The following is an 11,953-nucleotide window of genomic DNA, read 5'->3' on the forward strand; positions in this document are numbered from 1 at the left end:
TAAAACGTTTGTTCGCGTGTCACGCACCTGCGTGCGCGCTCAGGATGTATCGCACCCACCAGTTGATCACCTCCCCCGCCCCGGGCCGGGGCAGCAACCGTCCACGCGCGCGGTTCAGCAGCGACGCCGTCGAGATCGACCTCGGCGGGCAGTGGCGGTTCCGCTACCACCCGCGGGCCGACCGCGCCCCCGAGCTGCCCGAGCGCGGCGACGACACGATCGCTGTCCCCGGGATGTGGCAGCTGCAGGGATACGGCGCACCGGCGTACACCAACGTCACCTACCCGTTCCCGGTGGACCCGCCGCACGTGCCGGACGCCAACCCCGCGGGCGACTACCAGCGCGACGTGGAGCTGCCCGAGGACCTGGCAGGCCGGCGCGTCCTGCTGCGCTTCGACGGCATCGACAACGCCGCAGCGATCTGGTTCAACGGCACCTGGGTCGGCGAGACCAAGGGCAGCCGCAACACTCACGAGCTCGACGTGACCGCCCACGCCCGCCCCGGCCGCAACGACCTGCGGGTCCGGGTGGTGCAGTGGAGCGCCTCCAGCTACCTCGAGGACCAGGACATGTGGTGGCTCTCGGGGATCTTCCGCCCCGCGGCCGTGCTGCTGCGCCCCGCGCTGGCGATCGACGACCTGCGCGTGCGTGCCGACCTCGACGTCGCCACCGGGAGCGGCACCCTCACGGTGGAGGTCGAGTCCGAGGACCCCGTGCCGCGGATCTCGCTGGTCGGCGTCGAGGTCGGGACCATCCGCGCCGGTGAACCCGTGACGATCCCGAAGGTGCGCCCGTGGTCCGCCGAGGACCCGCACCTGTACACGCTCCGGGTCGAGACCGCGGGCGAGAGCGCCGAGGTGCGGATCGGGTTCCGCACGATCGACATCTCCGGCGCACAGCTGCGTGTCAACGGCGTGCCGGTGCGGTTCCGCGGGGTGAACAGGCACGACCACCACCCCGATCGTGGCCGCGCCGTCACCCTCGAGGACATCCGGACCGACCTGCTGCTCATGAAACAGCACAACGTCAACGCCGTCCGGACCGCGCACTACCCGCCGCTGCCCGGCCTGCTCGACCTGGCCGACGAGCTCGGCCTGTGGGTCATCGACGAGGCCGACTTCGAGAGCCACGGCTTCGTGGAGATCGGCAACCGCGCCAACGTGGCCGACGACCCCGCGTACGAGGACGCGCTGGTCGACCGCATGCAGCGGATGGTCGCGCGCGACCGCAACCACCCCAGCGTGATCCTGTGGTCGCTCGGCAACGAGAGCGGCCCCGGCCGCAACATCGAGCGCATGCGCCAGGCGGCCCTGGACCTCGACGACACCCGCCCGATCCACTACGAGCGCGACTGGACGTTCGAGCACTCCGACCTGATGAGCCTGATGTACACGCCCGTCGACGTGCTCGAGCGGATCGGCCGGTTCGACGCCGACGCCGGCACCGCCAGCGGCGCCCGTGCCAACACGGTCGGGAAACGTTCCCTCGCCGAAGCCGCAGCTCTGGCACCCAAGCCGTTCGTGCTCGTGGAGTACGCCCATGCCATGGGCACCGGGCCGGGCGGGCTGCGCGAGTACGAAGAGCTGTTCCGCTGCTACCCGCGGCTGCAGGGCGGCTTCGTCTGGGAGTGGATCGAGCACGGACTGGCCACGACCGCACCGGACGGGCAGCCGCGGTACGGCTACGGCGGCGACTTCGGCGAGGCCGTCCACGACGGCAACTTCGTGGCCGACGGCCTGCTCGCCCCGGACCGCACGCCGCGGCCGGGACTGCTCGACGTCAAGGCCGTCTACGCGCCGGTCGAGATCCGGGTGGACGCCGCGCAGGCCACGATCACCAACCGGTACGAGCGCTCCGACACCTCAGCGCTCGCCTTCGTCGCGCAGTGGTCGGACGCGTCCGGCGTCGTGACCGAGGAGCCCCTCGAGGTTCCCTCGATCGCACCGGGCGAGCACGTCCGCCTCCCCCTCGACCCGCCCGACGGCGCAGCGCTCGTCACCGTGGTGGCCCGCCTCGCGCAGCCGGCCGGCTGGGCAGACGCCGGGCACGAGATCGCATTCGGGGAGCAGCTGCTGGGCACGCCCGCGGTGCGGCCGCCGCTGCCGGAGCGGTGGCAGATCGAGGACGACAGCCTGGTCGCAGGTGGGGTGCGGCTCGAGGGTCCCACGCTCGGCGCCTGGCGCGCCCCGACCGACAACGACCGCGCGGTACGCCAGGTCGAGCTCGGCAGCACCTCGGAGGCGGCCGCCTGGGCGGCGCTGCACCTGCACGCTCCCGGCGGCCGCACCACCCGCCTCGACCGTGACGGCGACGCCGTGCACCTGTCCCGCCGCTGGGGCTTCGCGGGCCGGGATGTCGGCTTCACCGAGGACACCCACGCGCGCCAGCACGGAGGCGTGCTGCACCTCGACACCCACTTCGTGCCGTTCGGGCCATGGCCCGTGGATGCGACCGTTCCCCGCCTCGGCCTCGATCTCGAGCTGCCGGGCCTCGGCGCGCAGACCCGGGTGCGGTGGTTCGGTCGCGGCTTCCATCACACCTATCCCGACACCGGCTCGGGAATGCGGCTGGGCTGGTTCGATGGCACCGTGACCGACCTCCAGGAGCACTACCTGCGCCCGCAGGACAACGGGGTCCGCAGCGACGTGCGCGCGCTCTGGATCGAGCACGGCGAGCACTGGTTGCAGATCGCCGGCGAACCGTTCTCGTTCTCGCTGCGGCCGTGGAGCGACTCTGAGCTCGACGCCGCGGCGCACCCGGACGAGCTCGGTGAGACCGGGCGTCTGGTGCTCTCGCTCAACGCGGCGGTGCACGGGGTCGGGAGCGCGGCGTGCGGGCCCGGCGTGCTGCCGCAGCACCGGTTGCGCCCCACGCCCGCCGAGTTGCACCTGCAGCTGGCCGTGGTGAGCGCATGAGGGCACCGATCGGCTTCGGCGCCGCCTACTACCACGAGTACCAGCCCTCGCCACGGCTCGCGGAGGACATGCGGCTGATGCGCGAGGCAGGGTTCACCGTGATCCGCGTGGGCGAGTCGACCTGGAGCACGTGGGAGCCCGAGGACGGCCGCTTCGAGACCGCGTGGATGCGCGAGGTCCTGGACGCCGCATCCGAGCACGGTATCGACGTCATCCTCGGCACCCCGACCTACGCCGCGCCGCCCTGGCTGGCTCGCGCCCATCCCGAGATCGCGGCCGAGACCAGGACCGGGGTGCGCCGCCCGTGGGGTGCGCGGCAGGAGATCGACGTCACCAACCCGACGTTCCGGCACTACGCCGAGCGGGTGATCCGCACGATGGTGACCGAGTTCGCCGACCATCCCGCCGTCGTCGGCTATCAGCTCGACAACGAGCCCGGTGTGCTGCTGCTGCACAACGCGGCCGTCTTCGCCGCCTTCAAGGTCTGGCTGGCCGAGCGGTTCCGTGACGTCGGGGAGATCAACGACCGCTGGGGCCTGGTGTACTGGTCGCACCAACTCAGCAGCTGGGACGACCTGTGGCTCCCGGACGGCAACGCCCAGCCTCAGTACGACCTCGCGTGGCGGCTGTTCCAGGGCGAGGTGGTCGCGGAGTTCATCGGCTGGCAGGCCGGCATCGTGCGCGAGCTCGCCCGCGAGGACCAGTGGCTGACCACGTGCATCGCCTACGACCGCGTCGCGGCCGACGACCTCCGGATCGCCACCGAGCTCGACATCGCCGCCGGCAACGCCTACTACCGGATGCAGGACGGCCTGGCGCACCCCGCGCCCACCCGCCCCCAGTCGTGGATGACCGACGGCACGTGGAGCGTGTTCCTGCAGGCCGACCGGATGTTCGGCTCGCGCCACGCGCCGTTCCTCGTCACCGAGACCAACGCCGGTGCGATCAGCTTCTCCAACGTCAGCGAGCCCGGATGGGACGGGCAGTGGCGGCAGGCCGCCTGGGCGCAGATCGGCCGCGGCGCCCGGCTGATCGAGTACTGGCACTGGCACACGCTGCACTACGGCACCGAGACCCACTGGGTCGGCGTGCTCCCGCACGACCAGCGCCCGGGCCGGGTGTACCGGAACATCGCCGAGCTGGGTCAGGAGATCGGCGAGCTCGGCGAGCGGGTGGCTGCCACCACCCCGGACGCCGACGTCGCGTTCGTGTTCTCCACGCCGTCGAAGTACGCGCTCGCGTTCGAGCCGGTGTTCCCCGACGAGGCTGCGGCGCCGCACTCGCGGGGCTACCAGCGCGTCGTCGAGGCGTTCTACAAGGGCGCCTTCGACGCCGGGCTGCAGGCGCACGTGCTGCACGACCGCGCGCTGCCGAGCGGCGCCGAGCTGGCAGCGCGGTACCCGGTCCTGGTGGTGCCGGGTCTGTACTCAGCGCCCGACGGCGTCCTGGCCACGCTGCGCGAGTACGTCGCCGCCGGTGGTCACCTCGTGCTCGGTCCGCGGAGCGGGTACGCCGACGAGTGGGCGGTGGCACGACGCGAGCAGCAGCCGGGCGGCCTCGCCGACCTCGCGGGCGCCGGCTACCAGGAGTTCACCACGCTGCGGGAGCCGGTCCCGGTCTCCGGTCCGGACGGTGCGGTGATCGGGGCCGCGCACGGCTGGGCCGAGCTGCTCGAGCCCGCGGGCGCCAGCACCGAGGTGCTCGCGCGCTACGACCACCCCGAGCTGGCCGCGTTCGTCGCGGCGACCACGGCCTCCCAGGGACCCGGTCGGGTGACCACGGTGGGCTTCGTGCCGGACGACCGCGCCGCCGTCGACCTCCTCGCCGGGGTCGCCGAGCGCAGCGGGCTGGGCCGCTTCACGTGCGAGGCGGCGTCGGTCACCCACAGCTCGGCCACGGGGCCGGACGAGCGCGTGCACCTGTACTTCAACTGGTCCGGCGAACCCGTCACGATCCCCTGGCCCGAGGGCCAGCACGACGCCGAGGGCACCCAGGAATCTCAGCTCGAGCTGGGCGGCTGGGACGTCCGGCTGCTGTGGGAGCAGCTCACCACGTCGTTCTCGTAGCGCCGCGCCGTTCTCGTAGCGGGCACCCTACGAGAACCGCGCCACGGTACGAGAACCGCCAGGGCTCGGGTCAGGAGCGGGCGACGGCGATACCCCGCCGCTCGCGCTGGCGGTAGCCGCCGATCATGACCGGCTCGCGGAGCAGCGACACCGCGCAGTAGTAGTGCTCCAGGCGGCCGTCGTGGGTGATGACAGCCGGCTTGTGGGCGTAGGCGGAGTCGATGCTGCCCTCCGGGCCGACGTCGATGAGCACGTGCTCCGAGCGCTCCCAGGTGAGCAGGTCGGTGGAGGTGGCGAAGGTCTCGCGGGCGCGGCCGTCGCTGCTGAGACCGAAGTAGAACATCACCCAGAGGTCCCCGTCGCGCAGCACGCAGGGGTCGGAGGCGAACCGGTCGTCGATGGCTCCGTCCTCGCCGTTGCGGACCAGCGGCTCGGCGCTGACGCGCTCCCAGCGGTGCAGGTCCGCCGAGCGGGCCGCACCGGTCTGCTCCTGCCAGCCACGCTCACGGTCGTCCTTGGCGTTGTAGAACAGCCAGAACTCGCCCTCGTGGTGCATCAGCCACGACTTGTAGAGCCCGCCCCGCTCCCACTCCGCGCCGTCCTCCGGGAGCACCAGCTCGCCGTGCTCCTCCCATGTGAGCAGGTCGCGGCTGCGCACGATCCCGATCACCCCGGGACCCGACTCGTATCCCTCACCGGGGTAGGCGTGATAGGTCCCGTAGTACCAGCCGTCGACGGCGACCAGCTCGCCGGTGCCCCGCAGGTCGGGCTCGCGCACGATCGAGGTGAGCGCGGCGTTGTAGCGGCGGTGCACCGAGCCAGGCTCGCGCGGGAGCACGAGCTGCGGCTCCGACCACGACGTCCCGTCGAACCACGACAGCCCCGTCTGGTACCCGATGCCGTCCCACCCCACCACGGTCATGCCGAGTCGGCCCTGCAGGTGGAACACGAACGGGCAGTCCACACCGTGGGAGCGCCAGTCGCCCGCCACGAACGTCGGCTCGAGGACGAGCTCCGAGCTCTTGTGCGGGGTCGCGAACCTGGCCGCAGGGTCGGTGCTCACGCTGTCCTCCTGAAGGTCACGTCATGGCTGCCGAACCATGCTTGTCGGATCGAGGATAACGATTGTCTGCTGCCAACAGACCCGGCCTCCTGCGCGTCGGCCGGTTGGATGGTGACTCCCGTGCCCCTGGGGCAGCCCGGTCCTGCGGGCATGGGCAGGCGCCGTCGTGACGCCGACCCAGCCGACCCGGCTCAGCCGCCTCACGGGCGCGCGGCGAAACCCTCGGCGACGGCGACCCACCCCTCGGGCAGGTCGGCCCGCCTCGGCGACCCGTCGCGGTCGACCCAACCGGCGAACAGCAGCGCGGCAGCCATCAGCAGGCCGCCGTTGCCCGGCAGGTACAGCGGCATCCGGTGCGGCACCTGCTGGTTGTGGCCGTTGGCGAGGTAGGTGTTCTTGGCCTCCCCGCGCAGCAGCGCGTCGAGCGCGATGTCGGAACGGCCGAGCCGGGTGGCACACATGGCGATCATCGGGAAGTCCCAGCCCCAGGCGCTGCGCCAGTCCCACTGCGCGCACGCACGCTCGAGGGTCCGGAGCATCGCGTCGTGGTCGAGCGCGCCGGTGTCGGGGACCACCCCGAGAGCGCCGAGCATCGACGGGTGGTCCCGGTAGGCGGTGCGCGGCGGGTTCTGCACGGCGTCGTAGTGGCCGTCCTCGCTGACCACCGGTCGCAGTCCGGCGGCGACCCTCGCCCACTCGGCGGGCTGCTCGCGGTCGTCGGCGCGGCGCCAGGCCAGCGCCGTCTCCAGCGCCCAGCGCACGTACGCGACCTCGAACAGCGGGTCCCAGGTCTCGCGCGCGCCGTAGACCTCCTGTGCCGGCATCAGCGGCGGCGGCAGGTGGTACGCCCCGGCCTCCCCCGCGAGCGCGAACGAGGCGAGGAACTCGGCGGTCTCGTCAACCAGGTCGCGGTAGCGGTCACGCACCGCGGCGGCGTGATCGGCGTCGTCGGCACCCATGCGCAGCATCTCGGCGTAGCTGATCACGTGCGGCTGCTGCCACAGCAGCAGCGGCCCGATGACGTTCGGGCTCTCGATGCCCTCAGGTCCGACGTGCTTGGGCCACCGGGCGCCCCGGAAGCCCTGATCGGCGGCGATCCGCTTCGCGACCGGCAGGATCTCGCGGTACCAGTCCAGGCTTCGCTCGAGCAGCTCGGGGCGTCCCCAGGCCGGGAAGTGCGCCGCGTGCCACCAGTGCATCTCCAGGTGGAAGGTGCCGCCCCAGCTGTTGCACACCAGCCCGGTCTCCTGCGGTGGCGTGCTCCCGGAGCAGTGCACCTTGGTCTGGTACTGCGAGAGCACGATGCGGCGCTCGAGCTCGTGCGCCCGCTCGTCGGTGCTGGCGCCGAGGTCGAGCGCGGCACCGCTGCTCCAGAAGTCCGCCCAGCCGCGCTCGGACCGGGCGAGGACCGTCTCGGCGTCGTCGAGCACGTCGGTGCCCAGCGCCGCGGCGAGCTCGACGACGGCACTCAATCGGCCGCCGTCGGCCGTCAGGGTCCAGCGGTGCCCCTCCCCCGACACGACCACCTGGCCCGCGGCGCGGACCTGATAGGTGGCCTCGTCCACGCGCCGGTCCCAGACGTGGGCACCGCCGTCGCGGCGCAGCGTGGTGATGTGCGACTCGGGGCGGTCCCACACCGGCGGGGCCTCGAAGCTCTCCTCGACGCTCGGAAAGGCGATCTCGACGGCGAGACGTCCGCCGTCGAGCAGCGCCGAGTCGATCGCGAACGCGATCGCGTCGCGCTCGGGGTCGACGGCGGTACGGACCTGGACCGGGACACCCACGAGCTCGAACCGGCTGGTGACGATGCCGGTCCACACGTCGAGCTCCTGCGAGCGCACCGTGATCTCGTCCCACTCAGGGGTCCGGCCGTCGAGGAGGAGGCCGATCCTGGCCAGGTGCAGCCGCTGCGGGTTGACCCAGTAGTAGTAGCCCGCGGCGCGGCCGGACGCCGCCGACTGCTCGCGGTCCTCCATGTAGTCGTAGGCGGTGGGGTACTCGATGGGGCCGTGCGGGCCCGCGTACTGCTCGAGGGTGTCGCTCAGCCGCCAGCCCTCGGGGTTCGGCGCCCAGTGGTAGCCCCACTGCGCCTGCGTCCCGAGCGGCATCGCGACCTCACCGCGAGCGCGCGCGGCGTCGCGCTCGTAGCGGTCGGCGAAGGTCTGCAGCCCGGTGTGGTCCACGGTGAAGGCCAGCTCGCCGTTGCCGACCGAGAGCGGGGCCTCGGGTCGCGGGGCGTCGTACCGGATGGTGTGACGGCGGATCACGGCTGCTCGGTCGATCACGTGCGCTGACTCCTCGTTCGTCACCACCAGGCGGTGGTGAAACGTTTGTGTAGGTGCTTGCCCACGCTATTACGATCCAGGGATGGTGACGCTACGAGATGTGGCCGGGCACGCGGGTGTGTCGGTCTCGGTGGTGTCCCGGGTGCTCAACGCGGACCCGTCGATCCGGATCCGCCCTGAGACGCGGGACCGCGTGCTCGACTCCGCGCGGCTGCTGCGCTACGCCCCGAACTCGGCCGGGCGCTCGTTGCGCCGTTCGCGCACCCACCTCCTCGCGCTCGTGGTTCCCGACGTCACCAACGCCACCTTCACCGATCTGGTGAACGGTGTGGAGTCGCGGGCGCTCGACCAGGACTACTCGGTGCTGCTCGCCTCCAGCCCGCGCATGCAACCCGGGAGCGACGGTTTCACGCGGCTGCTGAGCGAACGACTCGTCGACGGCGTGCTGCTGCAGAAGGGCGACGACGCGCCGATCGATCTCGTGGCCCGGGCGCTGAGCCACCCCGAACGGACCGTGCTGATCAACTCGGGACCGGTGCAGGGCATGTCGACGATCGCGATCGACGACGTGGCCGCCGGTGCTCTCGCCACCCGCCACCTGCTGGAGCTGGGGCACCGAAGCATCGGGTACATCGGCGGGGTGCCGACGTCGGACTCGAACGACCGACGCCGTTCCGGCGTCGAGAAGACCCTGGCCGAGGCCGGGCTGAGCCTGGCACCTGAGCACACGACCTCCCTCGGGTACACCTACCGGTCGGCACGCGACGCCGCTCGGCTGGTGCTGAGCCGGAAGAACCCGCCGACCGCGCTCGTGGTCGGCAACGTCAACGCCGGCATCGGCACGATCACCGAGGCGGCCGAGATGGACGTCCGGGTGCCGCAGGACCTCTCGGTCGTGGCGATCCACGACATCTGGCCCGCGATCACCTGCGCGCCCGCCCTGACCACGGTCAAGCTCCCGATGGCCAAGCTCGGCGCGACCGCCGTCGACGTCCTGCTCGCCAGCTTCGACGCCCCGGACCCGACCGCCCGCCTCGTCGACGACCCCGCGCCGGAGCTGGTCCTCCGCGCCTCGACCGCGCCCCCGCCGACCGTCTGACGTCGGACGCGAGACCGACCGCGCCGGCGGCTACGACGTCTCGGCGCGGCTGCTCGCGGACGACGTGATCCGGCGCGGGGCACTGGTCTGCATCAGGGCCAGCAGCCGGTCGCGCCCCTCCGGCGTGAGGAAGCTCGGGTTGCCGATCTGCGCAACCCTCAGCACCTCGATCTCGGCGAGGACGGGATCGGCCTGGCACGCGGCGCGTGACACCGGACTCTCGACGACCGCCAGGGTGAGCTGCGCCACGAGTCCGGCCTTCGGCGCCGCGGCGGCGCCCCGTGTGCTCTCGGCTGCCTCGTCCGCCACGAGCGGAGGATCCTCGAGAAGGCCCACGGCCCAGAACCCCGAGACCACGGTCCTGCTGCCCCCGCTGATCCAGAGAAACACCAGGTCGTCCGGCCTCATCAGATGCGATCGGTAGTTCTGCTGCACGCACCAGCCGGCGATGTCGGTGCCGCCGGCGGCGAGCAGGGCGTCGACGTCGGAGAGCGCGGGGTTGGCCTTGACCACCCACGCGCCGAACGGTTGCCCGTTGACGCGGCGCGGCTCGCCTCCTGGTGGAAGGGTCATGAGGGCTTCCTCTCGCGTCAACAGCTGGGTGCGGTTCAGGGGAGCGGGTGGCCGCCGGCCCGGCTCGAGGAGTGCGCGGCCTCGAGGACCGCCATGGTGCGCAGGACGTCGGTGACCGCGGTCGGCAGGGTCGACGACTCGCCGGTCACGAACCGCTGCAGCGCGCCCATCGAGCCGATGAAGGCGTCGGGGAACCACGAACCCTCGACGTCGATCTGCTCCCATCCGGAGCCGCGACCGATCTCCAGCACGTCCGGGCCGCCACGGGGATAGTCCAGCAGCAGGCCCAGCTGGGTGCGGATCGCGCCCGTGGTGCCGTGCCACAGCACCGACGCCTCCTGGTGCTCCGGCCCGAAGGTGTGGTCGTGGTTGGTGCTGATGCTCACCCGCAGCGGGCGGTCGGCGTAGTGCAGCAGGTAGGCGGTGCGCGTGCTGGCGAGGTCGGGCTTGGCGGGGTGCCCCACCGTCACGGCGCTGACGCCGCTGGGGTCGCCCACGAACGAGCGCACCAGGTCGACGTAGTGCACCGAGTGCATCGGCATCTCCATGCGCTCGAGCCCGAACACGCTGGGGAACAGCTCCCACCGCGTCTCGACCCGCACCAGCACCTCGAGGTCGACCAAGTCGCCGATCGCCCCCTGCGCGATGAGCCGCCGCGCCGCCGCGACGTGCGGCGCGAACCGCAGCTGGGTGTTGACGGCGGCGGTCAACCGCTTCCGCTCGACGATCCCCGCCAGCTCCTGCGCCTGGGCGTAGCTGTAGCCGAGCGGCTTCTGCAGCAGCACGGCCGCGCCGTCGGGCAGCGCTTGCAGGATCGGGGCGAAGGCGTCCGGCATCACCGCGACGTCGTAGATCGCCTCGGTCCCGTGCGCGGCCACCGCATCGGCGACGTCCCCGTAGCACCGCTCGACGGCGAACGCCGCGGCCAGCTCGGCCGCTCGCCCGGGGTCGCGGTCGACGACCGCCGCGACCGGGAAGCCGGCCTTGGCGTAGGCGGGCAGGTGCGCGTCACGCGCGATGCCGCCCGCGCCGACGAGCACGATCGGCTGCGGCGCGGTCGGGAGGTCGGCGAGGTACGCGGGGTCCGGCGTCAGCTCGGGGAACGTCACTCCGCCAGCCCGTAGATCCGCGTCGCGGTCCCGGACCGCAGCGCCTGGGCCTGCGCGGCCGGCAACGCTGCGACCGCGTCCACGAGCGCGCGCATCGTGGCCTCGGCCCCGCTGAAGATCGTGCACACCGGCCAGTCGCTCCCCAGCAGCAGGCGGTCGGCACCGAACGCCGCGAGGGCGGCACCCAGCACCGCCTCCATCTGCTCGGGTGTCACCGCGGCCTCGGCCACGTCCCGGCGGTAGATCCCCGACACCTTCGCCACGACGTTGGGCAGCGCAGCGATCTCGGCGAGCTGGCCCTGCCAACGGGACCAGTCGTCGTCGGGCAGGCCCACCGGAGCGGTGCCGAGGTGGTCGAGCACGAACGTCAGGTCCGCGTGCTCGCGTGCGAGCGTGACGAGGTTCTCGAGGTGACGCGGCAGCACGGCCACGTAGTCGAGCGGGACACCCGCGGCCTCGATCAGCCCGATGCTGCGGCGCTCCTCGGCGCCCAGGACCCAGTCGGGGTCGGGCCGGTCGTGCGTGAGGTTGCGGACGCCGACGAAGCCGGGGTCCTCGGCCAGCGTCGCCAGCTGGGCGGCCACCGTGCCGGGGTCCTCGAGCGGCAGGTAGACCACGGCGCCGGCGAGCCGGGCGTCGACCGCGACCAGCTCCAGCAGGTAGGCGGTCTCCGCCAGCGTCTCGTCCGCCTGCACCAGCACCGCCCGCTCCACCCCGAACGGCGTGAGCGCGGCGAAGCCCTGGTCCAACGAGTGGTCCGCCTGCAGCTGCGCAGGTGCGCCGTCGAGCCAGGCGTAGCGGGACCGCGCGCGGTCCCAGGTGTGCAGATGGGCGTCGATCACC

8 protein-coding genes are annotated in these 11,953 nt (G+C 72.5%); 3 read left to right on the forward strand and 5 right to left on the reverse strand.

Annotated features, from left to right (window positions below; genetic code table 11):
• Nucleotides 1-44: 44 nt before the first annotated feature.
• Together GPA04_RS15320 and GPA04_RS15325 are read left to right on the forward strand one after the other, a co-directional pair.
• Nucleotides 45-2,915, forward strand: a complete 2,871-nt coding sequence (locus GPA04_RS15320; RefSeq protein ID WP_156225069.1) for a glycoside hydrolase family 2 TIM barrel-domain containing protein — start codon at nucleotides 45-47, stop codon at nucleotides 2,913-2,915.
• Nucleotides 2,912-4,981: a beta-galactosidase gene (locus GPA04_RS15325; protein WP_156225070.1), complete on the forward strand. Its 2,070-nt coding sequence runs from the start codon at nucleotides 2,912-2,914 to the stop codon at nucleotides 4,979-4,981. The genes GPA04_RS15320 and GPA04_RS15325 overlap by 4 nt, the downstream gene beginning before the upstream one ends.
• A 70-nt stretch (nucleotides 4,982-5,051) precedes the next feature.
• Here the strand turns inward: GPA04_RS15325 and GPA04_RS15330 are convergent, their stop codons facing one another.
• Nucleotides 5,052-6,044: a glycoside hydrolase family protein gene (locus tag GPA04_RS15330; RefSeq protein ID WP_156225071.1), complete on the reverse strand. Its 993-nt coding sequence runs from the start codon at nucleotides 6,042-6,044 to the stop codon at nucleotides 5,052-5,054.
• 200 nt (nucleotides 6,045-6,244) lie between these two features.
• The gene (locus GPA04_RS15335; RefSeq protein WP_156225072.1) at nucleotides 6,245-8,329 is read right to left on the reverse strand and encodes a hypothetical protein; all 2,085 of its coding nucleotides are present in this window, start codon (nucleotides 8,327-8,329) and stop codon (nucleotides 6,245-6,247) included.
• A gap of 82 nt (nucleotides 8,330-8,411) precedes the next feature.
• On the opposite strand from GPA04_RS15335, the gene GPA04_RS15340 reads away from it, so the two are divergent.
• Entirely contained in the window at nucleotides 8,412-9,428 is a 1,017-nt protein-coding gene (locus GPA04_RS15340; protein ID WP_156225073.1) for a LacI family DNA-binding transcriptional regulator, read from the forward strand.
• A 30-nt stretch (nucleotides 9,429-9,458) separates the two neighbouring features.
• Here the strand turns inward: GPA04_RS15340 and GPA04_RS15345 are convergent, their stop codons facing one another.
• Genes GPA04_RS15345 through GPA04_RS15355 form a run of 3 tightly spaced genes read right to left on the reverse strand, consistent with a single transcriptional unit; the run spans nucleotide 9,459 to nucleotide 11,952 of the window.
• Nucleotides 9,459-10,001 (reverse strand): EVE domain-containing protein, encoded by a 543-nt coding sequence (locus tag GPA04_RS15345; RefSeq protein WP_156225074.1) that lies wholly within the window; start codon nucleotides 9,999-10,001, stop codon nucleotides 9,459-9,461.
• Nucleotides 10,002-10,036: 35 nt separating this feature from the next.
• Entirely contained in the window at nucleotides 10,037-11,110 is a 1,074-nt protein-coding gene (locus GPA04_RS15350) for a Gfo/Idh/MocA family protein (RefSeq protein WP_156225075.1), read from the reverse strand.
• Nucleotides 11,107-11,952: an amidohydrolase family protein gene (locus GPA04_RS15355; RefSeq protein WP_156225076.1), complete on the reverse strand. Its 846-nt coding sequence runs from the start codon at nucleotides 11,950-11,952 to the stop codon at nucleotides 11,107-11,109. Before GPA04_RS15355 ends, GPA04_RS15350 begins: the two co-directional genes overlap by 4 nt.
• Nucleotide 11,953: the final 1 nt, after the last annotated feature.

The organism is Pseudactinotalea suaedae, assembly GCF_009733815.1.
GTDB lineage: Bacteria > Actinomycetota > Actinomycetes > Actinomycetales > Beutenbergiaceae > Pseudactinotalea > Pseudactinotalea suaedae.

Excerpts from the sequence above, each read along its gene's own strand:
- GPA04_RS15320 (WP_156225069.1), top strand. The coding sequence starts at position 45 with ATGTATCGCACCCACCAGTTGATCACCTCCCCCGCCCCGGGCCGGGGC.
- GPA04_RS15325 (WP_156225070.1), top strand. The coding sequence starts at position 2,912 with ATGAGGGCACCGATCGGCTTCGGCGCCGCCTACTACCACGAGTACCAG.
- GPA04_RS15340 (WP_156225073.1), top strand. The coding sequence starts at position 8,412 with ATGGTGACGCTACGAGATGTGGCCGGGCACGCGGGTGTGTCGGTCTCG.
- GPA04_RS15345 (WP_156225074.1), bottom strand. The coding sequence starts at position 10,001 with ATGACCCTTCCACCAGGAGGCGAGCCGCGCCGCGTCAACGGGCAACCG.